Genomic DNA, 25794 nt, shown 5'->3' on the forward strand with positions numbered 1-25794 from the left:
AACTGATAAACAGGGTTTTATTTTTTGATGAATTTCAAATAGTTATTATTGATTTTTAAGAAGTAAATACCTTTATCTAAGTTTTCAATATTTATTTGTGTATCATTTGCAGTGTCGGTTTTACCGTCAGCTACTAATTTTCCTAGGATGTTGTATATACTATATTCTGAAGCTGTAAAGTTTTCAGATTGAATGTTTATAACAGATGAAGCTGGGTTTGGATATAAACTGACAGTTGATGATGAAAAATCGTGTAAACCTGCAACTTGAGATATTTCCAGTCTGTAAACCGTTCCATTTGCAGGATAGGCGTCGGCAGAGAATGAATCAGGTAAATTCTGAAGTGTAAATTCTCCGTATGTTGGTTGCGTACTTTGACCATACATAACGTAAATTTTTTCATTACTGTATTCCATACCAGCTAAAATACGCTCATCCGGCTCGGCTATATAAGCAATGTCTGTTATGTTATGATCTCCATATCTGAATTCAATAGCATTATCTGCCTCATAAATCCATATTTGGTTGTTTAAATAAAAATGATCTTCTGCAAAGTCAAGTTCTGTAGCATTTTCTAACCCGGCATTTTTTATTTCCAGTTTTAGAATGCGACTACCAGTTTCTCCTTCAATTTTATAGCTTATAGGTGAACTGGAAACATTACTGCTATACGTTCTATCTTGTATTAATGCAGCAGAAGGATAGATATAAAAAACACCAGTATCAGTATCATAATCGCCATTTGGAGTTATAAAAGCAAAGTAATCATCTGCAAAAAGAAATTTATTTACAGTTTGTCCGCCTATTGAAAGGTTGAAAGGAAGATTGATAACTTGAAATTCATCGTAATCCCAAACTGCATTATTGTTGATAGATGTGCTGTTTTCAAGATCAGAATAATCTTCCTGAAATGTTGTGAAATTGTAGAAATTTTGTGCTTGCATGCCACTGGTAGCCACCAATAATAATAAAAGCAACGTAGTTTTTTTCATGACTAATTTTTGATTGGTTATAGGCACGAATGTAGTGAACTAAATTCAATTACAGATATGTGAAAACTAAAATTATTAAAGTGCTTTGATGTAAAAAAATAGCTCCGATATACGGAGCTATTTTTTTATTTAAATGTAAATCAAAGTTTATATTACTCAAAAGACTGCATCATAACCAGTTTTTTGTAAGTGCCTTCACGTGCTATAAGTTCGTCATGTGTACCCTCCTCAACAATACCGCCTTTTTGCATTACAATAATCTTATCTGCTTTTTGAATGGTAGATAATCGGTGTGCAATTACAATAGATGTTCTGTTCTGCATCATGTTCTCAAGAGCCTGCTGAACCAGCCTTTCACTTTCGGTGTCAAGGGCAGAGGTAGCTTCATCCAGAATCATGATTGGAGGATTTTTAAGTACAGCGCGCGCTATGCTAAGGCGTTGCTTTTGTCCTCCTGAAAGTTTATTGCCGCTATCGCCTATATTAGTATCAATACCATCAGGCAGATCTTTAACAAACTCATAGGCATTGGCAATTTTTAGTGCTGCAATAATTTCTTCTTCTGTAGCATTCTGTTTACCTAAGGCTACATTGTTGCGGATAGTGTCATTAAATAATATACTGTCCTGCGTTACCAGTCCCATTAGGTTGCGAAGCGATTTAAGTTTGATATCACGCACGTCAGTCCCGTCTATTTTTATACTGCCATTCTGCACGTCATAAAAGCGGGTAAGTAGGTTAGCTATAGTACTTTTACCACTTCCTGACTGTCCGACAAGGGCAACAGTTTGTCCTTTTGGTACAGTAAGGGAGAAGTCTTTCAGTACATTTTCCTGCTCATAACGGAAGTTGATGTTTTCAATAATAATATTGCTTTCAAACGTATTTTTATCACTCGCTTCTGGTTTGTCCAAAATCATTAGCTCTGTTTCAAGCAGGCCAACTATTCTCTCTGCAGACGCAGTACCTCTTTTAAGGCTATAGCTTGCTTTTGAGATGTCTTTTGCAGGGGTAAGAATGTTATATGCAAGCAGTATGTATCCTAAAAAGAAACCTGCTTCCATACTACCATCTTCAAAAACCAGATAGCCACCATAGACTAACAGAATCCCGATTACTATTATACCAAGCAACTCGCTTAATGGTGAAGCAAGGTTTTGCCTGTTAGATACTGTGTTGGAGTAATCAAATAAGCTTTTGTTGGTGTGTTTGAATTTTGATTCAAAAATATTTTCTGCAGTAAAGGATTTTATAACCTTAAGTCCGCCTATTGTTTCTTCAAGCGTAGAAAGTATTTTTCCTTGCTCTAATTGTACCCTCATTGATTTTTTCTTCAGGGATTTACCTACTTTAGAGATAATGAATCCTGCAATAGGTATGAAAACAAGTACAAACAAACTAAGCTGAATGCTAAGCCAGAACATTGCTATCATAGTAAACAATATAGTAAGTGGCTCTTTTACTATCATCTCAAGAATGTTAAGGAATGAGTTACTTATCTCGTTTACATCCGTAGTAACTTTTGCTATTACATCACCTTTGGTTGTAGCAGAATAATATGAGGCAGGAAGCCTTACGATTTTGCCATATAATTCTGTTCTCATGTCTTTTATAACACCGTTTCTCATATGAGTTATAAAATAAAGAGCAAGATAATTACAAAGATTTTTTAGCAGGAAAATAGCAATTATAAAACCTATGATAAACATAAGTACTGTAAACTCTCCATGCTCACTTATCTCTGTTGTCAGTACATAATTCAGGTAATTTTCTGAAAATTCTTTTAATTCACTTATTCCCTGATATACTGGCTTGGTTACTATTGTTTTTTTATCATCAAAAATAACCTTAAGTACAGGTATTACTGCAATTAATGATAATGTACTGAATAGCGCATAAAGGATATTAAAGAAGATATTGGAATATATCTGCTTTTTATAAGGTATCGCAAAGCGATAAATTTTTTTATAATAACTCATTAAATAAGGTTCATCTCTTCGATGATGTTTTTAATCTTAGCGTCTAATGATGCTTCAACAGCCTTAAAGTTGGCAACATCATCAAGTGGTTCATTTACGCTAAAGTAAAATTTAATTTTAGGTTCGGTGCCGCTTGGGCGGGCACATATTTTTGTTCCGTCCTCAAGGTAATATATAAGTACATCAGATTTTGGAAGTTTAAGCTCTTCAATTTCATCTGTAAACAGGTTACGTGCTGTAGATGCCTTGTAGTCTTCTACCATTACTACACGCTGGCCGTTTATTTCTTTAAGCGGATTGTTACGTAGGTCAAGCATCATCTGTTTGATCTCTGCGGCGCCATCAATACCTTTTTTTGTTAAAGAAATAAGATATTCTTTATAAAAACCATATTCAGCATATAGTTTAAGTAATTCCTGGTAAAGCGAACTTGCATTGGCTTTCGCCTGTGCGGCAAACTCACAAAGCAGCAGGGTAGAGGTAACGGCATCTTTATCACGTACAGCATCGCCTACCATATAGCCGAAGCTCTCTTCGCCGCCACCTATAAATTTCTGGTCAGGGAAATCTACTATCATTTTCGCGATCCACTTAAATCCGGTAAGGCCTACTTTAAAGTCCACATTGTAGGCAGAAGCAAGCTCCATAAGCATTGGAGTAGATACTATAGTAGAAGCTATGAATTCATTGCCTTTGAACATATCTTTTTTCTTCCATTGCTCTAAAAGGAAATGCGTCATAAGCACCATTGTCTGGTTGCCGTTAAGAAGTGTCATTATGCCGTTACCATTGCGTACAGCCACACCAAGGCGGTCGCTGTCAGGATCAGTACCTACAACAATATCTGCATTTACCTGGTCTGCAAGTGCAATAGCCATTGATAGTGCTTCGGGTTCTTCAGGGTTTGGTGATTTTACAGTAGGGAAGTTTCCGTCAGGAACAGCCTGTTCTGCAACTATATCTACATTGCTGTAGCCTGCATCTTCAAGTAGATCAGGAATAAGCTTTATAGATGTGCCATGAAGCGGTGTAAAAACTACTTTTAATGCATCTTTAGCTTCTTGTGGAGTATTAAAAGTAGCATTTAGTAATGATGACTGAATAAATGCTTTATCCAGCTTGTCATCTATATATTCTATCAGGCTTTCATTGGCTTCAAACTTTATCTGATCATAGTTTAAGGCTTCAATAACTTCAATTAATTCACCATCCTGTGGTGGAACCAATTGGCCTCCATCCTGCCAGTATACCTTATATCCGTTATATTCCGGTGGATTATGAGATGCTGTAAGCACTATACCTGCATGGCAGTTAAGTTGTTTTACTGCAAAAGACAGTTCAGGAGTGGGGCGCAGCTCAGAAAAAAGAAATACCTTAATTCCGTTAGCCGAAAATACATCGGCAACTACTTTAGCCAGTGTGTCGCTATTATGCCTGCAATCGTAAGCTATAGCAACTTTAAGTTCTTCTCCCGGAAATGAAGTTTTTAAATAGTCAGATAATCCCTGTGTTGCCTTACCAAGCGTATATTTGTTTATACGGTTGGTACCGGGACCCATAATACCTCTCATACCTCCGGTTCCAAACTCAAGATTCTTATAAAAAGATTCTTCCAGTTCTTTAGGGGAGGAAGTCATCATTGCGGTTATTGCCTCGTGTGTAGCAGTATCAAAAAACGGTGTTAACCAAACGTTTACTTTGTCTAATATAGATTGTTCAATGTTCATTTTTCTTTTAAAATTTAGAGGATGTTATTTGTAAGTCAAGTTACAAAATACGAATTATAAAATATTGCTAATTTTATATCGTTCCTCATTGTTTTTTGTGCGAAGTATAATTTCGCCAAGAAAGCCTGCCAAAAATAGCTGAGTGCCTATAATCATTACAGCCAAAGCAATATAAAACCAAGGGTTGTCGGTAACTAATATGGCTTTTTTATGCTGCGCAAGGTGTATTAATTTTACAGCACCAATATATATAGAGGCTAAAAAACCAATAAAAAACATTAATGCACCCAAAGCCCCAAAAAGGTGCATAGGCCTTTTGCCAAACCGTGATAAAAACCATATAGTAAGAAGGTCAAGAAAACCGTTTATAAAGCGTTCCATTCCAAATTTTGTAGATCCATATTTGCGTGCCTGGTGTATAACCACTTTTTCACCAATTTTGGCAAATCCGGCATTTTTAGCCAGTACAGGTATATAACGGTGCATTTCACCCGAAACTTCAATGTTTTTAACTACTACATTTTTGTAGGCTTTAAGTCCGCAGTTAAAATCATTCAGCTTAACGCCTGACGTTCTTCTGGCAGCCCAGTTAAAAAGTTTAGAAGGAAGGTTTTTTGCTACAACAGAATCGTAACGCTTTTTCTTCCATCCTGATACAAGATCAAATCCCTGACCCGTAATCATATTGTAAAGTTCAGGGATTTCATCGGGGCTATCCTGCAGGTCGGCATCCATCGTAATAATAACGTCTCCCTGAGCTTTGGCAAAACCGGCATGCAATGCCTGTGATTTGCCATAGTTCCTCTGGAAACGTATGCCTTTTATATTAGGGTTTTGGGCAGCAAGCTGCTCAATAATATTCCAGGAACCGTCGGTACTGCCATCATCAATAAAAATAACTTCATAACTGAAATTATTTTCATTCATAACCTTCACGATCCACTGGTGTAATTCTTTTAAAGATTCCTCTTCATTAAGAAGCGGTATTACGATAGATATATTCATTTAGTTAAAGGCTCCCGGGTTGTCTTTTTTAACAATAGCTCCTACTATTAATGAAATGATAAGACCTATAAAGGCATAAATTAGAATTGAGAAAGGTATCATTACATAAGGTTTTGTAAATATCTCTGTCATTTTTAGTGCCATTTTCATGCCTTCAGCAGTCATGCCTGGCTGGGCGGCTAAAGAAACTTTAGTTTGCTCCAGTATTTGTGTTTTAGCTTCCGGTATAATAATGTAGAATAATGAAGTGGTAATTGATGAAACAGCTGCAGCTATTACAGATACTGAAACGCCAGCTTTTAAAGATTCACCAAAAGATATATAACCTCCGTTAATTTTGTTTTTGTAATTGTTGCACGCAAGCAAAATAAAAAGAAAAGGGAATAAAATGTTATTAAACAAAAACATAATTACACCAATCATTTTATTTTCAGCTGAATTAAGTCCGAAAGCATAAGATATAATAAATTCGACAAATAAAATTAGACCAAATGTGATACCATAGGGTAGTGTTGACTTTGCTAATGAAGGCTTTTTTACAATTTCTGTATTTTCCATGTTTTCCATTTTTTGATTTGGTTGGTTAAAATAATTCACAAATATACTAATTACACTTTTATCAGTCGCTAAAAATACAGATGTGTTACACTGAAAAAAAATAAAGTAAGTGTTTGATATTAAAAAAATAATTGTAATTTTGCACACTCAAATAAAAAGTTTAAAAAACAAAAAGCTGCACATTGTTTACACCTTTCGTAATGAAAGCTTCAAAATGAGGTATAGCCAAAACAATAAAAATTTATCAAAATGAAAAAAGGTATTCACCCGGAAAATTACAGATTAGTTGCATTTAAAGACATGTCTAACGACGAAGTTTTTATTACTAAATCTACTGCTGACACAAAAGAAACAATTGTACACGAAGGTGTTGAATACCCTGTAGTGAAAATGGAGATATCAAGAACTTCTCACCCTTTCTATACTGGTAAATCTAAACTTATCGATACTGCAGGACGTATTGACAAGTTCAAAACTAAATATGCTAAATTCAGCAAATAATTGCAGGATTTTAATCATACAGAAAAGCCTTCCTTTCGGAGGGCTTTTTTATTTTAATACAGTTTAATTTTTTAGTTTTAAACTTTGTAACTTTGAGACTTTATAACATACAAACTATAAAATGAATTACATTCTCTTTGACGGAACAGTGCGCAATGCCCTGCTTCCTTTTACCTATACAAGGCCTGTAGCCGATATTCGTGTGGGTATACTTACTATTCGTGAAAAATGGGAAAAATACCTTGGCTATACTACCACAACTTTAACTGAGGAATATCTTATGGAAAAATTCCCAATGGTAGAAATGGAAGAGAATGTAATGATAAATGCTTCTTTTCTGCCTAATGAGGTTTTAGCTGAAATGGTAATGGCTCTTGAAGCTAACCAGGCTATTTTTCAGGGAGAAGATGTTATTGCATTTTACACACAGGATACGCAGGAAGAAGTAGATTTTGATACTTACGAAATTATAGAATTTACAGAGGAATGCCTTAGGATTGAAAACCCGTGGGATATTTTCCAGAAAAATGATGCTGCTATTCGTGAAGATTTTGAACTTTTAACTGAAGGACGTTCTTCCGAGCCTATTCCTTCAAGCGTAAATGTAATTAATCCCGAAAATGTATTTATAGAAGAAGGAGCTAAGCTTGAGTTTGTTACCCTTAATGCTTCTACAGGGCCTATTTATATTGGTAAAAATTCCGAGATAATGGAAAACTCGGTTATTCGCGGCCCGTTTGCTTTGTGTGAAGAAGCCCAGGTTAAACTGGCTGCAAAAGTGTATGGGGCAACAACAGTTGGTCCGCATAGCAGGATTGGTGGGGAGGTAAGCAATTCGGTATTATTTGGTTACTCTAATAAGGGGCACGATGGCTTTTTAGGTAATTCGGTATTGGGTGAATGGTGCAACCTTGGTGCTGACACCAATAATTCTAACCTTAAAAATAATTACGAAGAGGTTAAATTATGGAGCTTTGAAAAAGAAGGTTTCGTAAAAACAGGTCTTCAGTTTTGCGGCCTTATGATGGGCGACCATAGTAAATCGGGTATTAATACCATGTTTAATACAGGTACGGTAGTAGGGGTAAGTGCTAACATTTTTGGGAGTGGCTTCCCCCGCAATTTTGTACCAAGTTTTTCATGGGGCGGGGCTTCAGGCTTTACTACCTATGTTACTAAAAAAGCTTTTGAAACTGCTAAAATTGTAATGGCCCGACGTAATGTTGAGTTTACTCCGGAAGATGCTGCTATTATGGAGCACATATTTGAAGAAAGCAAAAAATGGAGAAAAGACGATTAATGTAACGATTTAAGAAGTTGACAAAACGTAAAAAACAATCAAAATATACTATAGGAAGCCTGCTTTTTTTGCTGGCTTTCTGTTTTTATATGGTCTATGGCCCGGGAAGGCATAGGCAAGGTAAACCTGATAATCCTAAAACTGAAAATAATGCTGTAAAAGTAGATACTGCTATAGTAGAACAATTTGTGGGAAAAGTTACTGGCATTAAAGATGGTGATACTTTTGAGGTGCTTTATAACGGGGAACCGGAAAGAATACGACTTTCAGATATCGATGCGCCCGAAAGTGCCCAGCCATTTGGACAGGCAGCAAAAAAGTATGCTTCAAAATTGTGTTTTGGTAAAACCGTAACGGTTATGCCTCAAAAAAAGAGAGATCAGTACGGACGCATATTGGGTACTGTTTTTGTTGACGAGACTATTAATGTTAATGCCGAGCTTGTAAAAGCAGGCTATGCATGGCGTTATAAATATTCGCCGAATAAAGATCTTAAAGCTTTAGAAGATAAGGCGCGTTATACACATGCAGGATTATGGCAGGATGAAAAGCCTGTTGATCCGTGGCAATGGAGAAAACAGCACAAAAGCACTTACTCCCGCAAATAGTATAAATAAAACGAGGTGCAAATCAGCACCTCATTTTATATTTAGTTTAATCGTCTATCCTCAAAAATTTGCCATTGGTATCAAATTCCAGTTCTGTACCGTTAGATAATTCAATATCATATCCGGCGTGTTTCTTGTCTATCTGTACCACACCTTGTCCTTTATAATTTGATGATATATAGTTGTTTATTGCTGTAGGTATTACAGATACAGGTAATGCATTGTGGTTACCGTCTATTTCTTTCCAGTTGCCTTTTTCATCAAACTCTATTTCTGTGCCGTTAGAAAGTACTGTTTCATAATCTATATCAAACATTTCTTTATCCATTTTGGCAGCCGTTACGGTTTGATCTTTAAAATGCTGTTTGATAAAATTTTGTGCTGCTGCAGGCAGTTCTGCCGCAGATATTTTCTTATCCTGTGCACTTACCGATAATCCGGTAAATAAAGCTGTTATAGCTAAAAGTGTTGCAAAACGATTTTTAATTTTCATTACAATATTTTTAAAGTTTCTTATACAAACCTATAACCTGAATCTGGAAACATTTAGGAATGTACGCTGGCTTTTAAGTTTTTAAGGAAAAATTATCTTAAAGATGTGATTTCCGTTATATGAATAAGTAACAGATAATTTATAATTAGTGACTATAGAGTTAACAATGGAAAGTCCTAACCCTGTTGAATGCTCATTATTACCATCTCTGTAAAAACGTTTAAAAACATACTCAGGATTTAGTGCTTTATTATGTCCGGTATTTATTATGCTGATACTTTTATTTTCTATCTTAATAGACACTGTACCGCCTGAATGGTTATGAACTATAGCGTTTTTGAGTAAATTGCTAATTAGGGTTATGGCAAGCCCTCTGTTCATAGTAAAATTTAACCCTGCAGAGTTATCTATAGTTATGTTTATGTCTTTATAATTTGCAAGATCTGTATAATCTTCTGTAAGCTGTAGCAGTAACTCATTAAAATTAATACTTTCTTCTTCGGCATATTGCCTGTTTTCAATTTTAGAAAGCATAAGTAATGATTTGTTTAGCCTTACAAGTCTGTTTAGGGTATCGCTTATTTTTCCTAATTCCATCATTTGCTCTTCAGGCAGGCTATTGTTTTCTGCAAAAAGCTCAAGCTTATTAAGGCTTACCGCTAAAGGTGTTTGCAGCTCGTGCGATGCGTTTTCAATAAATTGTTTCTGACTGCTGTAAATTTCTTCGTTTCGTTTAAGCATGCTTTCAAGTTCGTGGCCCAGAACTTTAAATTCTTCCACAGGTGAGGCAGGTGCTTTAAAAGCGGCTCCGGCTCCAATCCGGAAATGTTTTAGCCTGTCAAGCATCTGGTAAAACGATTTCCATACTTTACGTAATATGATATGGTTTAATAAGGCTATGCTTATTACCAGCATTATATAAAGGGCTATAAGTGCAGTAAGAAGGTCTTCGAGTAATTCATCTTCCTCTACCATAGAGGCACGTATTGTAAGCAGATGCGGATTTCCATGAGCATCATTAAATACAGTCTTAAGAAGCCTTACAGGTTCATCGTCATCATCATATTCCATAAATTCAAAAGTGTTTATGAATTTATCTTTATAATCATAATCACCTTTGGGTAATGGTTTTATAGTAAATTGATTAATGCCGTATTCCGGGGTATTCAGTATTTTTTCGTTGGCAAATGCTTCCCGGGTAATAAGAATCTTAGAGTTTTTAAGTCCGTCATCTATATTATCATATACTTCTTCCAGCATTACGGCGTAAAATAATCCTGCCCATACCGCTATAACCCCCAAAAGGGCAATAACAAGATAGCGGAGTGTATAGTTGCGCAGTTTCATTAACTCATTTTGTATCCCATGCCATATACAGCCTGTATATCAACTTCGGCATTGGCCTCTTTTAATTTTTTACGTAGATTTTTTATCTGAGAATATACAAAGTCAAGATTATCAGCCTGATCTATATAGTCGCCCCATACCGACTCTGCAAGAGCAGTTTTATTGATCAGTCGGTTTGGATTTATTATGAAATAATATAGAAGGTCAAACTCTTTACGGTTTAATACCATATCTATACCGTTTACTACTACAGTTCGTTGTTCGGGAGAAAGTTTAAGATTGTTCCACGTAATGGTAGTGTCACCGTCATGGTTTTTTCTTCGTATTGCCGATTTAATACGGGCATGCAGTTCGGCAAGGTGAAAAGGTTTGGCAAGATAATCATCAGCACCAAGATCGAGTCCGTTTACTTTATCATCAACGGCATCTTTTGCAGAAATAATAATAACAGCTTCTTTTTTGCCAAGGCTTTTTAACTCGCGCAGTAAATCAAGTCCGCTGCCGTTGGGCAGCATAATATCTATAAGTACGCAATCATAATCATAAGACCCTATTTTGTCTATACCGGAAATATAATCATTAGCCGTTTCTACAATATACTTTTCTTTTTCGAGAGATTCACGGATAACCTCTCTAAGGCCTTGCTCATCTTCTATGATCAGGATTTTCATAGTTTTGCTTTGCTTTTTGTATATCAAATATACCGATTAAGCCAGCAAGGTAATATTGAATTTTGGAAACATTTAGGAATAATCTAATAATTGCCAACTACCAAAGTGCCCTGCGCGTCAAATTTTAGTTTAACGGCATTGCCGTTGCTTAATGCCAGCCTACATTCAGAATTGCATCTTTCAATTCGGGTAACAGCTTCATTGGCGTGGTTAGCTTTTATATATTCTACAATTGGCTTGTCAAGAAATTTATAAGGAACGGGCTTACCCTTTCCATCTACAAGGGTCCAGATACCTTTTTCAGAAAACTGAATAAGTGTTTTATCATTAAGCACTATTTCATAAATAGTACTAATATCATCTGTTGCGCGTACCGCATGGTTAAACGGACTTCTGAAGTAAGAAGCAAGAAATGAACGGGCTTTAGATGGAATTTCAGATCTGTAAACGGTTTCCTGTTGTGCCTGCATAGTTAGTGTGCAGGCAAATAATGCAATGGCAGATAGTAATGTTTTCATATTTCAGCAATTTTGGTTTTCCTAAGTTACCAAAAAAAAGTATTGCCTTATATGTTTTATGATTTATTTAGATGGATATAAGAAACTTTAACTTTTAATTGAATCAGGATCAGGATTTTTTTACACGTTTTAAAACCAGTAAATTTAAAGGGTTTATGCCCAGTCCCGATATATTTTTATGTGTAAAGCGCGATGCCTTATCATAAAAAAGTGGTACTACAGGAGCTTCTTCTATCATAAGCGCATCCATTTCTTTATAAAGTGCATGCCTTTTTTTATCGTCGGTTTCTAAAAAGGCAGCTTCATAAAGCCTGTCAAACTTCTCATTTTTAAAATGGGTATAGTTAGGGCCTCCCGGCGAAAAGTTTTTACTGTAAAATAGCGAAAGATAATTTTCTGCATCAGGGTAATCTGCTATCCAGCTGGCTTTAAAAAATGATACTTTTCCGGTAGATATAGATTGCGTAAGTGTTGACGGCGGATTAACATCTATCTCTACAGTAAGCCCGATTTTTTGCCATTCACGCTGTAGGTATTCTGCAATATCCAGATAAGAAGCACTTGTACTCATTTGTATTTTAGGAGAGCTGTCTCCGGTTTGTGTTTTGTATTCAGTTACCAGCTCGCGTGCTTTTTTAATATTATAATCATATCCTTTAGCTCCAAAACCACCAAGCCCGTTAGGTATCATGCCGCTTGTGGCAGGTGTTCCCATACAGTTGCGCAAAAAGAGTATCATTTTTGAGCGGTTAAAACCATAATTAAGTGCCTGGCGTATGCGCTTGTCTTTAACGGCTTTATCTGCACCATCAAGCCTGAAACCCATATATTCGGTATTCAGGTAAGGCCCGGTAATCATTTTAACATCATCACTGTATTTTGGCTGTAGTTCGCCTTTTGGTGTAAGTATCTCATCTTTATAAGAAGGGTCTAGTCCGGATACGAAATCCAGCTTACCCTGTACGAATTGAAGAAATCCACTTTGTTTATCAGGTAAAAAAGTAATAGCAACGGCCTCCATATAAGGAAGCTGAATTCCTTTTTCATCTTTTTCAAAATACAAAGGATTTTTTCGCAGTACGAGTTTTACGTTTTCTTCCCATATTTTAAACTGAAAAGGGCCTGTTCCGATTGGATTAGCCCTAAAGTCATAATCTTTTTTATCAAAAGCTTCATGGGGTACCACCGATGCATATTCCATAGTTAGCAGTCCCAAAAATGCTGGAAAGGTTTTAGTAAGTTTTATTTCTAAAACCGAATCGTTTACGGCTTTAAAATCATCTACATTTTGCAGGATCCATCCTCCGGGGGCGGCTACATTTTCGTCGCGCAGTCGGTTTAGGCTGTATTCAAAATCACTTGCTTTCACTGTTCGTGTACTATCGATTCCAAACAGAATGTTTTTATGAAAATACACATCATTACGCAGTGTAAACGTATAGGTTTTGCCATCTGGCGAAATTGTCCATGCTTTAGCAATATCGGGTTGTATGTTCAGGCTGTCGTCTAATTGTACAAGGCCATTATATAACTGATTGCAAACCCAGATAGAAGGACGTATTTTAGCAAATGCAGGATCTAAAGAGTTAACAGCAGCATTTTCGTTATAGCGAAAAACAAGGTTGTCACGGTTTTCTGAATTGGTTTTAGCACAGGAGAAAAAAAATAATATTAAGCAACAAATTGATATATAGTATATTATTGATTTCATCAAGTCGATTTTTGTGTGTAAATTTGCAACCTCTTTTTAAAAGGGGTAAATATAATTAAAGTTACTACTTTAAAAGTAGCTTATACAATGGAAAACAGGAAAAAAGTAGCTTTTTATACATTAGGATGTAAACTGAACTTTTCAGAAACATCTACTATTGCCCGTAATTTTCAGGATGAAGGTTTTGACCGCGTTGATTTTGAAGAACAGGCAGATATCTATGTTATAAACACCTGCTCGGTAACAGAAAATGCCGATAAGCAGTTTAAACAGATAGTAAAAAAAGCACTTAAAAATAATGATAAGGCATTTGTTGCCGCTGTAGGATGCTATGCACAGCTTAAACCCGAAGAGCTTGCTGCTGTAGATGGTGTTGACCTTGTACTGGGGGCAACTGAAAAGTTTAAGATTACCGATTACATAAACGATCTTTCTAAAAATGATATGGGAGAGGTACATTCCTGCGAAATATCAGAGGCAGATTTTTATGTAGGTAGTTATTCTATTGGCGATCGTACACGTGCATTCCTGAAAGTACAGGATGGCTGCGATTATAAATGTACATACTGTACTATTCCTTTAGCACGTGGTATTTCCCGAAGTGACACTTTAGAAAATGTGCTTAAAAACGCTAAAGAGATCTCTCAGCAAAATATAAAAGAAATTGTGCTTACCGGCGTAAACATCGGTGATTACGGTAAAGGCGAATTTGGTAATAAAAGACATGAACATACATTTTATGAGCTGGTTCAGGAGCTTGATAAAGTAGAAGGGATTGAGCGCTTGCGTATTTCTTCTATAGAGCCTAACCTGCTTAAAAATGAGACTATACAGTTTGTGTCACAAAGCCGTACTTTTGTGCCGCACTTTCATATTCCGTTACAATCGGGCAGTAATGATATACTGAAACTAATGCGTCGCCGTTACCTTCGTGAGGTATATACTGAGCGTGTAAATAAAATACGCGAAGTTATGCCGCATGCATGTATTGGGGTAGATGTTATAGTAGGTTTTCCGGGGGAGAGCGATGAGCATTTCCTTGAAACGTACAACTACCTTAATGAAATGGATATTTCTTACCTGCATGTATTTACCTATTCTGAAAGGGATAATACACCTGCTGCCGAAATGGAAGGTGTTGTACCGACTAATGTTAGGGCAAAAAGGAGCAAAATGTTAAGAGGATTGTCGGTTAAAAAACGTCGTGCTTTTTACGAAAGCCAGTTAGGTACTACCCGTACCGTATTATTTGAAAGTGAAAATAAAGAAGGATATATTCACGGATTTACAGAGAATTACGTTAAAGTAAAAACGCCGTGGAACCCGGAACTTGTAAATACTTTACACGAAATTAAACTTACCACTATTGATGACGACGGTATGGTAAGAATGGAATTTGTTAACGCTCAGCCGGAAGCAATTACTACAAGTGTATTTAAAGATATTTCTGCGTAAAATATAGACTCAAAAAATAAGCCCGAAAGTTATTAATAACTTTCGGGCTTTTGGCTTTAATACTTATTTTTATAAAAAATAAGTATTAATTTTTAATAATTTTCTGAGTAAGAACTTCACCGTTATTAGTAGTGACAGTTAATATGTAAATACCTTTTTCAAAATTAGATGTATTAAGATCATAAGAGGTTTCATTTACCGTAGTATTAAATATAAGCCTTCCTTCTTTTGTATAAACATTAATATCTATAATATTTGATCCAGTTAAAGCTATTTTAGCAACATCAGAAGCTGGATTAGGATATACTGTTATTTTAGTAAGAAAGTCTTCTGCACTTTTATATATAACTATAGGTTCCTGTTTTTGTACTTTTAAAGATTTTGCAGCAGCAGGTGTACAGCCATCAATTTCAGCTGTAAATACTGAATTTTCTAAAATGGTTGTTTCAGGTAGCATTAACACATAATTACCAGCTTTTAAACTAACCGTTTGACCTGTATTTACAGTATATTGATTGTTTGTAGTAATAGTTGCTGAAACCTGATGTGTTACGTTATTAGTTTCCGGCACACTAAGTATCAAATTTTCCCAACATCCAGTTTCTGATCCATCTATAGCATCAATAAGTGGCGGTAATCCAGCTTTTACTGATGAGCCAACATTTATTGCTTGTGGAACAAAATCAGAAAGATATAAGTCATTTTGGTTTGTGATCACGCCTAAAAAATTATTATTATTTGAGGTAGAATTCTTAGCTATATAAATTTTCCCATCGGTAGCTTTTTGAATATAAGAATTTGAAAAATTATTCGTTCCAGCATAAACTAATTGATCGTAGTTTGGCATACCAGGTACCCATGTAAGATCAAAGTTATTTATACTTCCATTTGGACTTATTCCGTATAGTATATCTCCATTTTCTGAAAATTCTGTAGAAGTGAAACCAAATGGAATTGTACTCCAAAAGTAATCGTTAGTAATAGCACCTGTACTATTATCAAATGAAAATACTCTTGGGATATTGTGATTGGTTACAGTGCCTGAAGACCTTGAAATTGAAATAAGGTTAGTGTAAGGTCTGTTATCAAAGGTTTTAGATACTCTAATATGAGCGCGGGCATTTGCAAGATATGGACCTGGATTTGCTGTAGGTGTTGGTAGGCTACTCATTACGGGTAGTATGTTAAGGCCATTTGAATCTATTCTGTAACTATATATTTTTTCATCGTTATAGAACAGTAACCAATAGCTTTTTTTGTCCGAATGTGCTATGAGTGCTGCATTCTCTGATGAATAAGTAAAGGGTAGGCCAGCTTGATTTAATAATGAAACATTTTTTATTGTTGTCACATCACCTAGAGGTAACCCGTTTGAACCTATTGTACCTATGCTCATGTCTACGATGCTATAAGTGCTTGGAACACTAGAGCCATATACTCCCATTGCAAAAATATAATATAAACTGGTACTACCGGGATAAGGAGAGATAACAACTTGTTGAGTGTTTCCAGTACCTGAAAGACCAGTACCATTGGGCATTAACTGGTGTTCTCTATTCCATACACTCATTCCATTAGTGTAAAATAAAAGATTACCGTTTTGATCACTTACGGTTGCAGTAGCTGCCGGAGTTGTAATTTGACCACCGTATAACGCTGTAGGGGATGATGATGAAAAATTCACACCTCTGCCACTACCAAAATACCAGTTGTCATTTTCTCCTTGAGCGAAACCTATAAAACCTATTAATAGGACAATATATACATATATATATTTCATAAGTATTATTTTTTATCGATTAAAAGCTTAACCATAACTTTAAGCTCTTCAATTTCTTTTGCCTGCTTTTGGTTTACTTTATTTTGTTCTATAATGTAAAGCGTAAGTTCTTCCACTTTTTCCATAAGCTTGGCATCCATTTGTGCTACATCAAGACCGTTATTAACCATTTCTTCAGCAGAAGGCACATTAGGTAAATGGTTGTTTTCTTTAGTAAATTGCTCTACTTCGTTAAGTGGCATAAGTTTATAATCCGGTGCAAAAACATAATCAGCCCAGTTTGTAGTAGTTTTTACAGCAACTTTAACTTTTTCGGTTAAAATACCATCTTCAACAAAAAGTTTATAACCATCAGGAGTTTTAATATCATTAGCTCCATTTCCAATTCTTACTTTTCCATCCTGGTTCACACGAAAAAATTCGACATTATTATATCCAATAGAAACCGCACTTCTTGTAGTATTTGAAGTTATTGGGGCATTGAATTCCAAATATGAGGATGTTGGATTGTCTGAAGAGATCATTTGCAGTCTTGTGCCAGAGGCAGAGTTTGGAGATGGATAAGTAAGTTCCTGAATCAGAAGTCCGCTTTTTGCACCAAAAGATCCAACAAGCGTACTTCTAAAACCAAAAAAGGCATAATTGTTATAAACAATATTTGGAAATGCAACACTTAGTCCTCTCGTTACTTCAAATTTGTAAGTTGGTGCGGTATTACCTACAGCTGCATTACCGGTTGTAGGAAAGGTGTTAGATTGTGAATACCCAAAAGCTGCACAAAGTGCAAATGACAATGTTAAAATTTGTTTTTTCATGATAATAATAAGGTTGATTAATTTTATATCGTGAAAATAAGTAAATAAATTATCGGTTTCATTTTAAAGTTTTTTCTTACTATTTATCGTTTAGATAATTGTGTATTTAAAATGTGAATTAAAATTGGTTAATCTTTTTATTGTAGGATTTAGCTTTAGTTAATAAATGATTATCACAAAAAACATAATTTTTGTGATTTAATAAAAATGTAGCTTTATTACATAGCAATGCTCTAACATCTACTAAACAAAAACACCGCTAATTAGCGGCGTTTTTGTAGATATTAAAAGGATTGTATTTATCTCTTGATATCTTTGCCAATAAATTTTTCAAGTTCAATATACATGTCTTCTATAGATAACACTTTAAGGTCGGGATGGTTTTTAAGCCATTTAGCATTTAGTTGTACCAATGCTTCCGGTATTTCAAAATAGGTATCATCATCTATTTTAGCTTTAACGGGGCTTTTGCCAAACTCCTGTTCCATAAAACCATCAAATTCCTTGCGGGTAAGCGCATCAATTTTTTCGGTTTGTGCCTTAAAGTAATCAAGATGTTCCTGCGAACCAACCTTTACAAATGCTTGTTCCAGCATATTGTTAAGGTCTTCTGTCCATTGAGAACTATGTACAAACTTGGCAAAGCCATCACTATTTACATGAGTGGTATAATAGTCAAGGTAATAGCTTAGTAGTGCATCTTCGTGAATGTCTTCATCTTTAACGCCTTCTTCGCGCATAAGATTGATCACAGCAATATTAGAATTTATTATGTCGTTAACTTCAGTGCTGTTAAAAGCATTTTCAGATACAATTATCTTATCAAATTTCATGGTGTAAGTGCTTTATATATGAATTCTTTACATTTATAGTTCTAGGATAATGAGCCTGTTATCAATAGTTACTCTTTTAAAATCAAAGGTAGTTTTTATCCATTCAAAAGCTTTAGCGTGGTATAAAAAAACGTGGGTATGGTCATTTTTATAATACCAGGTAGCAAAATCTATTTTTTCATTAAAAAGGTCGGTCATTACATATAGTTTTCCGTTAGGGAGCAAAAGTTTTTTAAGGAGTTCAAATTCTCTGTAAGGCGCTTTAAAATGCTCTGCTACTTCGGTACAGGTAACATAATTATACTGTTTTTTCAGTACATCAGGATTATTATGAAAATAAAGGTCATATTGATCGATATCGTAATTATTGTCCTGTAAAACTTTTACAACAGGGGAGCCTGTACCTGAACCAAAATCGAGACCTTTATGAGTGCTTTCAAAATTTTGTAACACGACTGAAGTTACCGGACTCACAAACTTTTGGTAGCCTGAATCTTCGGGATTATTATTATGAAGTTCATAATGTGTTTTTTCTTTTTCTGCAGACATATAATTTGCAGGGTTTAAAAAAACCGAAAGGCAAAAGGAGCATTGAAAAAACTCCCTCTGCCCTGTAGTGTAATAGTGGCTCGATTTTCCTCTGCATAGCGGGCAGTCAGTACTATTCATATTGGTAATTACGGATTGGTTGACCAAATACCGCTGTCTTTTATAAATACCCTTTTGTTTAGTTTAAGCTGGGCTACTATAAGCTCTGCTATATCTTCAGCCTGCATTACTTTTTCAGGGTTACCATCGGTAAGGTTAAGGTCTATAGCCATATCTGTAGCTACTGTGCTTGGTGTAAGTGCTGTAACACGTATATTGTGTTTGCGTACTTCCTGCATTAATGACTCTGTAAGACCCATTACAGCAAATTTAGAAGCACTGTAAGCACTGGTAAGGGGCGAGCCTTTTAACCCTGCAGTAGATGATATATTTATAATATCTCCGCTTTGCTGCTCAATCATAACGGGTAAAACTGCACGTGTAGCGTAGTAAATACCAAACAGGTTAACTTTTATTATATTTTCAAATTCGGCAGGAGCAAGGTCAAGGAATTTGCCAAACTTACCTATACCGGCATTATTAATAAGAATATCTATAGTTTTAAATTCGGTAATGGCATTGTTTACAGCATCATTAACCGAGTCGATATTAGCAATATCGGCAGTAAGTATAAGTGTTTTTACGCCAAAGTTTTGGGCTTCGGCAGCCACCTGTTCCAAATCTGTTTTGGTTCTTGCTAACAGAATTACATTAACACCTTCGGCAGCAAGTGCAAGTGCTACGGCTTTACCGATACCTTTACCTGCACCTGTAATAAGCGCATTTTTGTTTTTTAAACTTTGCATTATTTTATTTAGAATAGAATTAATTAAAGGCGTATTCCGGGAGGAAGCATCTCTTTATATTTTGGATTTTTTTTAAAAAAAGCGGCTACTTTCGGATGCGTAGGAACAACTCTCAGCCTTTTTTCTTCGGCAATATCGAGTATGTTTTTTATAAATTCAGATAAAAGCTCTTCATTATCAAAGTCATCCGGTAAGTTTACCCTGGTAAGAAATAATTTTCTTTCCTGGGCAGAATATTCTATTGAGAGCATTTTGTCATCTACGATGGTTTCAAATTGTCTTGAGAATTCGTTGTCTTTTATTTCCATAGCTAATCTTTAAACTTCATTGGTATTTCTATAATCAATATTTTGGCAGTCGATTTTGTTACTATTTCAACACTGTTAAATTCTATAATGCCATAGGCATCGCGTTCATTTACCGTTTGTCCATTAATTTCGATCTGTCCTTCGATAAGAAAAAGGTAAAGGCCATTTTCAGGTATTTTAACCTCATAATGTATAATCTGTCCGGCATCAAAAACACCAAGGGAAAGAAATGCCTGCTGGTGAATCCATAAAGCATTACCATCATTTTTGTCTTCAGGTGATACAATATTTACAAGGCTGTTGCGATTGTTTTCAAGATCAAAAGCCTTTTGGTCATATCTTGGCTGTACATCTTCTTTTTCAGGAAAAATCCATAGTTGTAATGTCTTGGCCTGTTCAGTTTGGCTGGCATTCATTTCACTGTGCTGAATACCCGTTCCGGCACTCATAACCTGTACTTCGCCAAAGCGCACAGTTGCCTGGTTGCCCATGCTGTCACGATGGGTAAGGCCCCCTTCAAGCGGAATGGTAATAATTTCCATATTGTCATGCGGATGGGTGCCAAACCCCATTCCGGCAGCTATTGTATCGTCATTTAATACCCTCAGCATGCCGAACTGCACTAAGTCAGGATTGTAATATGGACCAAAGGAAAATGAGAAATTAGCCTGTAGCCAACCATGATTTGCAGTGCCTCTTTGGTTTTTAGGAAAAAGTCGTGTCTTCATAACATATTGATAAATTAAAATCATTACGCCTATGATTTTGAGCGAAAAACTTTAATTTTATACAAATTTCGGAATAAAAATTGATTATACAGCTCTTAAAGCGTTAAAACACAGCAAATGGACAAAATACCTGTTTATTTTATGCCCGGCCTGGCGGCAAGTCCTAAAATATTTGAAAATATAAAATTGCCGGAAGACAGGTTTGAAATGTTTTATTTAGAATGGTGTTTGCCTTTGGATGATGAGTCTATTGGAGGTTATGCTAAACGGATTGCTGCAAACATTAAACATGATAATCCTGTATTGATTGGTGTTTCTTTTGGAGGGATATTGGTACAGGAAATAGCGGCTATTATAAAAGCCAGAAAAGTAATTATAATATCTAGCGTAAAGTGCAATACGGAATTTCCTAGAAGAATGCGCTTTGCAAAAATGACAAGGGCTTACCGCATCTTTCCTACCGGAATGATGCAGAATGTTGACTGGCTTGCAAAAATAGCTGTGGGTAATAATATGATAACAAGGCGACTTAACCTTTATGAAAAATTTCTTTCAATAAGGGATAAGAAATACCTTGACTGGGCGTTAAAAACTATTATATTGTGGGATAGAACCCTACCCGATGAAACGGTAGTACATATACATGGAGATGCCGATGAGGTTTTTCCTGTAAAGTATATAAAGAATTACATACCTGTAAAAGGAGGTACTCATATCATGATAATCAATAAAGCTAAATGGCTTAATGAAAATCTGCCGAGTATTATTTTAAAAGAATAAAGGAAAATTAAAAATAGAAACAATGGAACTGATTAAAAAAACAGGAATTATCGCTTCGGTGATACTAATGAGCGGGATGCTTGTGCGTACTGCGTACAATAAAACAGAGGAGAAGGAAACTGTAAAGAAAGAAAACCATTTTCCTGCCAATATAGATTTTGCGGGTGAAAAAACCCCTTTAACCATATCAGACGTACGTGAGCGTTTTGACAGGGAGCTGCTTGTAAATGCTAATCTGGATGCTACGACAAGAATTATAATTAAACGTGCTAATCGTGCCTTTCCGGTAATTGAACCTATTTTAAAGCGTTATGGTGTGCCCGACGATTTTAAATACCTTGCGGTAATAGAAAGCGGACTTGTAAATGCAGTGTCTCCTGCAGGAGCAAGGGGTGTATGGCAATTTATGCCTGATACGGGTAAAGAACGCGGACTGGAAATAAATGATGTGGTAGATGAACGTTATCATCTTGAAAAATCTACTGAGGCTGCCTGCCGCTATCTTCTTGATGCTTATAAAAAATTTGGATCATGGACGCTTGCTGCTGCTTCTTATAATGGTGGTGTAACCGGTGTTAACAGGCAGATTACTTTTCAGGGAGTTGATAATTATTATGACCTGCTTTTAACCGACGAAACTTCGCGCTATGTTTTCAGGATACTGGCACTTAAAGAAATCATGCAGCACCCGGTACAATATGATTTCGCAATGATGCCTCAGGATCTGTATCAGATATTGCCGGTTAAAAAGGTAATAGTTAATTCTTCTATACCTGATCTTGCAGTATTTGCTAAAGAACAGGGTATTAATTATAAAATACTGAAAATTCATAACCCATGGCTAAGGGATAGAAAGCTGGATGTAGCTGAAGGAAAAACCTATACAATAGATATTCCAACTCAGGGCTATTAGTTTAAAATAAAACCATTAAAAAATCCGCTTCTAAAAGCGGATTTTTCGTTGTATAAAATGATGTAAAAAGGGGTATTAGTCTGTATTAGCATGCTCTTTTTTGGCATCGTGGCTTGCTATTATTGTAGATAATCCATCTAAAAAAGAATTGTAGTTTAAAGCTAATGATTTTTGACTTTGCTCTTTAGCTACAGGTTTTGTAAATACACCGCATCTGCGTATATCTACAATTTTTCGATCGGCATCAAGAAAATAGGAGGTAGGGAAGCCTAAAGTGTGTTTAAGGGCAGCTACTGTCCGTGCATCGGTTTTATAATATTCATGGGCATAGCACACTGTTATTTTATGGCTAAACCTGCGTTTTAGCTTTTTCATCTTGTCTTTACGGTCCCAAAACAGTACCACAATTTTAACGTCTTTTCCGTATTTACGGGCCAGTTTATTCAGTGCCGGTATTTCGCCCTGATTGGGCACACACCATGAAGCGTAAGTAATAAGAAAGAGTGGTTTTTGTATTGAGCTTAGTTTTAATCTTGAACCAGATGATTTTTTTAAAGTCAGGTTATCAAAAGTAGTACCTATAAGCCTGTGTTGTACCAGTGAATCAAAAAGGAATTGTCCTCTTTCCACATCTCCTGTCGCAAAAGCCAGGGTGCTTTCTTTTTTGTATTTATAAAAATTAATTTTTATGGCATTAGAAAAGTAGAGGCTATCTGCAATCTGGCAGTTAGCTATAAAAGGAAAGAGAATAATTATTGTAAGGCGAAATAAATAACTCATCTTTTTAGTTAAATTGATGAGTAAATTTAGTTAAATTTTTTAAAAATATTAAAGTAAATTAATTAAATATACTTTAAGAAAAGGTTGTGCCTTAAAATTATATTCCGTCTATGAATTTTTTAGCTTTACGACCAACAAATCTACGTCCGGGATTATCACCAGCTATCCACTCGTCAATACTAAAAAGATCAAAAAGTCCTACTTTAATTAAAGTGGGTATTGATGCTTCAAGTTCAAGTTCCACATTTCCGCGTTCTCCTGCATTGTAAAGTTTTATATTATACAGCATAGTAGCTATTGTTCCTGTTTGTACAGATGAACCATCTTTTAATTTCACTAAAGGAAGCTGTTGACCTTCAGCAAGTATTTTTTTATTAATAATTGACAGTTCTTTGTTATTGTTTTCTGTTTCCATAACTATATTTTTATTACAATGCGGCTGCCTGGATTCTCTTTTTGAGACCATACATTTTCCACATTTTTAAGTTGCTCAATTTCAATATCTATTTTTATTTTTCCTTGTGCTGCAAGTTGGAATACCTGAGGTAATTCTTCAGACATGTATTTATGAATGTCAGAATATGGAATACTGCCAATGCCGGAACCCAGAAGTTCTATCTGAGTGCTTCTTAATATGGCAGAAGATAAAGTAATGTTTGCGCCAGCCATGTTGCCGATAGTAACAATTTTTAGCTTACGGGGTTGTAATGTGTTAAATGCCTTAAGGATGATTTCAATAGTAGTTCCCCATAAGTAATCAAGTACAATATCAATAGGCGTGTTTTTATGTGATTCCTGTATTTGGTTGATAATAGCACTTTCTTTTTGGCTAAGTGAAATAATCTCATCGGCACCTAAGCTTTTTAGCTCTTCCAGTATTTTTGGATTTCTTCCGGTAACAATTACTTTGGCAGCACCTCTAAGCTTTGCCATTTGTACGGCAACTTTTCCTGTAAAGCCTGTTGCTCCGTTTATAAGTACGGTCTGCCCCGGCTGAAACCCGGCTCTGTATAATAATGCGGTATCAGAACCTATAAGTGCATTGGGTAATGCTGAGGCTGTTTCAAAAACGAGATCATCAGGAATTATAGTCCATTTACCTTTTTCTACCAATGCTTTTTCGGCAAGCATTCCTGTTTTGCCCCATGCGTATATTTTAGTGCCATCATCTAAAATACCGGCACCATCAATACCTATTGTTGTGGGAAATGAGGGGTAAGAGGTATAGTGTTTCCCCGCCGCTTTCATACGGTCAACATTTTTAAGGGAAAAGGCTTTTACGTTTACTATAACTTCATTTTCGTTATTAGGAATAGGAATATCAAAATCTTCAAATTTAGGATTGGTTCCTGCCTGATATAAAACTGCTGCTTTCATAATTGTTTAATTTTAAAGCAAAGTTAGATAGCCAATAACTGGTAGGCGATAACAATTGTTAAGAAATGAAGCTACGGTTTTCTGTTTCTTATCCGGCTTAGCGATACAGGGGTAATACCTAAGTAAGACGCTATATAATGCTGAGGAACACGCTGCAATATTTGCGGATGTTTCTTTAAGAGTTCGTTGTAGCGTTCCTGTGGCTTATTCTTTAAAAAAGAAAGCAGGTGTTTTGAGTAGTAAAAGAAACGCTCTTTAAACAATTCATCGAAGTATTTTTTAAAATCAGAATCATTTTCAATCAGATCATTGAATTGTTCTTTGCTCATTAACTGCAGCGTGCAGGGTTCGAGACTTTCCATTGTAAATTCACTGGGTCTGCCTGTTAAGAGGCTTTCCATTGATGCAACACTTTTTCCTTCAAAAAAGAACTGGGTGGTAATCTCATTACCATTGTGATTAGTCCACATTCTTAAACACCCTGATTTTACAAAGTATATAAACTGCGATTTCTCTCCTTCCTTTAGTAAAATCGTTTTTGCAGGAATTGTTATCTCTTCCGGATCGTATTTTTGGATCAGGGATAATATATCTATAGATTGAAATGCGGTCAAGTCTTTGTATTTAATTCAAATATACTAAAAACAAGAAACCGCCCTTATGAGGCGGTTCAATATTATTTCATGGAAATATAAATATCTACTTCTGCATTGTTAAGATCCTGGCTTTTTTCAGAATAGATCTCGAAATCATAGCCGTAAGCACGGTTTGCATCATTTTTTTTCCAGATATCACGCCAGGCGTTGGCGATACAATCGGGCATTTGACCTTTTGCTGTAACTATCTCATATTGCTGTTCGGGGATTGTTATGCTTTCCAACCCTGTAGGTACTGCGGTATTTTCGGTTACCGGGCAGCCAATAAAGTAGGCGTAGGGTTGTGTATAATCGCCATCATAATCATAATAAACGGCATAAATGTTATTGTTTAATTTACCTGAGATCTTAGAAGCTACAAAGCTGCCTCCAAACTGCTGCCATAAAGCACCGCAGTCTTCCATTGCTTTTTCGTTTTCATTTGTAGTTTTATAGCCTAATGAAATACCTATAAGTTTAATTGCCGGTTTTATGATTGTCATTTTTTGATTGATTTTATATTTACTTAGTAGCTGTAAAAGTAATAAATAGCATAAAAAAACCGCCCTCATGGGGCGGCTCTCGT

At 35.7% G+C, this 25794-nt stretch carries 28 protein-coding genes; 6 read left to right on the forward strand and 22 right to left on the reverse strand.

The window, feature by feature from the left end:
• Positions 1–17 precede the first annotated feature (17 nt).
• From NHE85_RS10445 to NHE85_RS10465, 5 genes are all read right to left on the reverse strand, one after another.
• A complete protein-coding gene (locus tag NHE85_RS10445; protein WP_252811969.1) occupies positions 18–992 on the reverse strand; it encodes a T9SS type A sorting domain-containing protein in 975 nt (324 codons plus the stop codon).
• Positions 993–1144: 152 nt separating this feature from the next.
• The gene (locus NHE85_RS10450) at positions 1145–2971 is read right to left on the reverse strand and encodes an ABC transporter ATP-binding protein (protein ID WP_252811970.1); all 1827 of its coding nucleotides are present in this window, start codon (positions 2969–2971) and stop codon (positions 1145–1147) included.
• On the reverse strand, positions 2971–4698 hold the full coding sequence (locus tag NHE85_RS10455) for a phospho-sugar mutase (RefSeq protein ID WP_252811971.1): 1728 nt from the start codon (positions 4696–4698) through the stop codon (positions 2971–2973). The genes NHE85_RS10450 and NHE85_RS10455 overlap by 1 nt, the downstream gene beginning before the upstream one ends.
• Positions 4699–4752: 54 nt before the next feature.
• Positions 4753–5703: a glycosyltransferase family 2 protein gene (locus NHE85_RS10460; protein ID WP_252811972.1), complete on the reverse strand. Its 951-nt coding sequence runs from the start codon at positions 5701–5703 to the stop codon at positions 4753–4755.
• Entirely contained in the window at positions 5704–6261 is a 558-nt protein-coding gene (locus NHE85_RS10465) for a DUF4199 domain-containing protein (RefSeq protein WP_252811973.1), read from the reverse strand.
• A gap of 249 nt (positions 6262–6510) precedes the next feature.
• Here NHE85_RS10465 and NHE85_RS10470 point away from each other — a divergent pair, with 249 nt between their 5' ends.
• The 3 genes from NHE85_RS10470 (at position 6511) to NHE85_RS10480 (ending at position 8670) form a co-directional block, all read left to right on the forward strand.
• Positions 6511–6762 (forward strand): type B 50S ribosomal protein L31, encoded by a 252-nt coding sequence (locus NHE85_RS10470; RefSeq protein WP_252811974.1) that lies wholly within the window; start codon positions 6511–6513, stop codon positions 6760–6762.
• 121 nt (positions 6763–6883) lie between these two features.
• Complete coding sequence (locus NHE85_RS10475; protein ID WP_252811975.1) at positions 6884–8062, forward strand: GlmU family protein; 1179 nt, start codon at positions 6884–6886, stop codon at positions 8060–8062.
• Between the two features lie 17 nt (positions 8063–8079).
• The gene (locus NHE85_RS10480) at positions 8080–8670 is read left to right on the forward strand and encodes a thermonuclease family protein (protein WP_252811976.1); all 591 of its coding nucleotides are present in this window, start codon (positions 8080–8082) and stop codon (positions 8668–8670) included.
• A gap of 46 nt (positions 8671–8716) precedes the next feature.
• On the opposite strand, the gene NHE85_RS10485 is transcribed toward NHE85_RS10480, so the two are convergent.
• From NHE85_RS10485 to NHE85_RS10505, 5 genes are all read right to left on the reverse strand, one after another.
• Complete coding sequence (locus NHE85_RS10485) at positions 8717–9163, reverse strand: PepSY-like domain-containing protein (RefSeq protein WP_252811977.1); 447 nt, start codon at positions 9161–9163, stop codon at positions 8717–8719.
• 81 nt (positions 9164–9244) lie between these two features.
• Positions 9245–10510: a sensor histidine kinase KdpD gene (locus tag NHE85_RS10490; protein WP_252811978.1), complete on the reverse strand. Its 1266-nt coding sequence runs from the start codon at positions 10508–10510 to the stop codon at positions 9245–9247.
• Entirely contained in the window at positions 10510–11181 is a 672-nt protein-coding gene (locus NHE85_RS10495; RefSeq protein ID WP_252811979.1) for a response regulator transcription factor, read from the reverse strand. The genes NHE85_RS10490 and NHE85_RS10495 overlap by 1 nt, the downstream gene beginning before the upstream one ends.
• 83 nt (positions 11182–11264) lie before the next feature.
• On the reverse strand, positions 11265–11699 hold the full coding sequence (locus NHE85_RS10500) for a PepSY-like domain-containing protein (RefSeq protein ID WP_252811980.1): 435 nt from the start codon (positions 11697–11699) through the stop codon (positions 11265–11267).
• A gap of 109 nt (positions 11700–11808) precedes the next feature.
• The gene (locus tag NHE85_RS10505; protein ID WP_252811981.1) at positions 11809–13410 is read right to left on the reverse strand and encodes an ABC transporter substrate-binding protein; all 1602 of its coding nucleotides are present in this window, start codon (positions 13408–13410) and stop codon (positions 11809–11811) included.
• Between the two features lie 87 nt (positions 13411–13497).
• Between NHE85_RS10505 and mtaB the strand changes: the two genes are divergently transcribed.
• Positions 13498–14865: a tRNA (N(6)-L-threonylcarbamoyladenosine(37)-C(2))-methylthiotransferase MtaB gene (gene mtaB, locus NHE85_RS10510; RefSeq protein ID WP_252811982.1), complete on the forward strand. Its 1368-nt coding sequence runs from the start codon at positions 13498–13500 to the stop codon at positions 14863–14865.
• 85 nt (positions 14866–14950) lie between these two features.
• On the opposite strand, the gene NHE85_RS10515 is transcribed toward mtaB, so the two are convergent.
• The 7 genes from NHE85_RS10515 to NHE85_RS10545 form a co-directional block, all read right to left on the reverse strand.
• The gene (locus NHE85_RS10515) at positions 14951–16645 is read right to left on the reverse strand and encodes a T9SS type A sorting domain-containing protein (protein WP_252811983.1); all 1695 of its coding nucleotides are present in this window, start codon (positions 16643–16645) and stop codon (positions 14951–14953) included.
• Positions 16646–16650: 5 nt separating this feature from the next.
• Positions 16651–17460, reverse strand: a complete 810-nt coding sequence (locus NHE85_RS10520) for a hypothetical protein (RefSeq protein ID WP_252811984.1) — start codon at positions 17458–17460, stop codon at positions 16651–16653.
• Between the two features lie 299 nt (positions 17461–17759).
• Positions 17760–18293, reverse strand: coding sequence for a hypothetical protein (locus NHE85_RS10525; protein ID WP_252811985.1), 534 nt, complete (start codon positions 18291–18293; stop codon positions 17760–17762).
• 33 nt (positions 18294–18326) lie between these two features.
• Positions 18327–18842, reverse strand: coding sequence for a methyltransferase domain-containing protein (locus NHE85_RS10530; protein WP_252811986.1), 516 nt, complete (start codon positions 18840–18842; stop codon positions 18327–18329).
• 128 nt (positions 18843–18970) lie between these two features.
• Entirely contained in the window at positions 18971–19687 is a 717-nt protein-coding gene (locus NHE85_RS10535) for a 3-ketoacyl-ACP reductase (RefSeq protein ID WP_252811987.1), read from the reverse strand.
• Positions 19688–19710: 23 nt separating this feature from the next.
• Positions 19711–19995, reverse strand: coding sequence for a GNAT family N-acetyltransferase (locus tag NHE85_RS10540; RefSeq protein WP_252811988.1), 285 nt, complete (start codon positions 19993–19995; stop codon positions 19711–19713).
• Between the two features lie 2 nt (positions 19996–19997).
• Positions 19998–20723 (reverse strand): pirin family protein, encoded by a 726-nt coding sequence (locus NHE85_RS10545; RefSeq protein WP_252811989.1) that lies wholly within the window; start codon positions 20721–20723, stop codon positions 19998–20000.
• Positions 20724–20840: 117 nt separating this feature from the next.
• On the opposite strand from NHE85_RS10545, the gene NHE85_RS10550 reads away from it, so the two are divergent.
• Positions 20841–21503 (forward strand): alpha/beta hydrolase, encoded by a 663-nt coding sequence (locus tag NHE85_RS10550; RefSeq protein WP_252811990.1) that lies wholly within the window; start codon positions 20841–20843, stop codon positions 21501–21503.
• A 22-nt stretch (positions 21504–21525) separates the two neighbouring features.
• The gene (locus tag NHE85_RS10555) at positions 21526–22416 is read left to right on the forward strand and encodes a lytic transglycosylase domain-containing protein (RefSeq protein ID WP_252811991.1); all 891 of its coding nucleotides are present in this window, start codon (positions 21526–21528) and stop codon (positions 22414–22416) included.
• Between the two features lie 75 nt (positions 22417–22491).
• Here NHE85_RS10555 and NHE85_RS10560 read toward each other — a convergent pair whose 3' ends face one another.
• The 5 genes from NHE85_RS10560 to NHE85_RS10580 all read right to left on the reverse strand — a co-directional run bounded on the left by NHE85_RS10560 (position 22492) and on the right by NHE85_RS10580 (position 25711).
• Positions 22492–23196 carry a redoxin domain-containing protein gene (locus NHE85_RS10560; protein ID WP_252811992.1) on the reverse strand — a complete coding sequence of 235 codons (705 nt, stop codon included), beginning with the start codon at positions 23194–23196 and terminating at the stop codon, positions 22492–22494.
• A gap of 97 nt (positions 23197–23293) precedes the next feature.
• Positions 23294–23611 carry a hypothetical protein gene (locus NHE85_RS10565; RefSeq protein WP_252811993.1) on the reverse strand — a complete coding sequence of 106 codons (318 nt, stop codon included), beginning with the start codon at positions 23609–23611 and terminating at the stop codon, positions 23294–23296.
• A gap of 2 nt (positions 23612–23613) precedes the next feature.
• Entirely contained in the window at positions 23614–24573 is a 960-nt protein-coding gene (locus NHE85_RS10570; protein ID WP_252811994.1) for a zinc-binding dehydrogenase, read from the reverse strand.
• Positions 24574–24644: 71 nt separating this feature from the next.
• On the reverse strand, positions 24645–25187 hold the full coding sequence (locus NHE85_RS10575; protein ID WP_252811995.1) for a Crp/Fnr family transcriptional regulator: 543 nt from the start codon (positions 25185–25187) through the stop codon (positions 24645–24647).
• A 62-nt stretch (positions 25188–25249) separates the two neighbouring features.
• Positions 25250–25711 carry a GyrI-like domain-containing protein gene (locus NHE85_RS10580; protein WP_252811996.1) on the reverse strand — a complete coding sequence of 154 codons (462 nt, stop codon included), beginning with the start codon at positions 25709–25711 and terminating at the stop codon, positions 25250–25252.
• Positions 25712–25794: the final 83 nt, after the last annotated feature.

This window comes from Flavobacterium sp. NRK1, assembly GCF_024054175.1.
In the GTDB taxonomy this organism is placed as follows: Bacteria; Bacteroidota; Bacteroidia; order Flavobacteriales; family Flavobacteriaceae; genus Flavobacterium.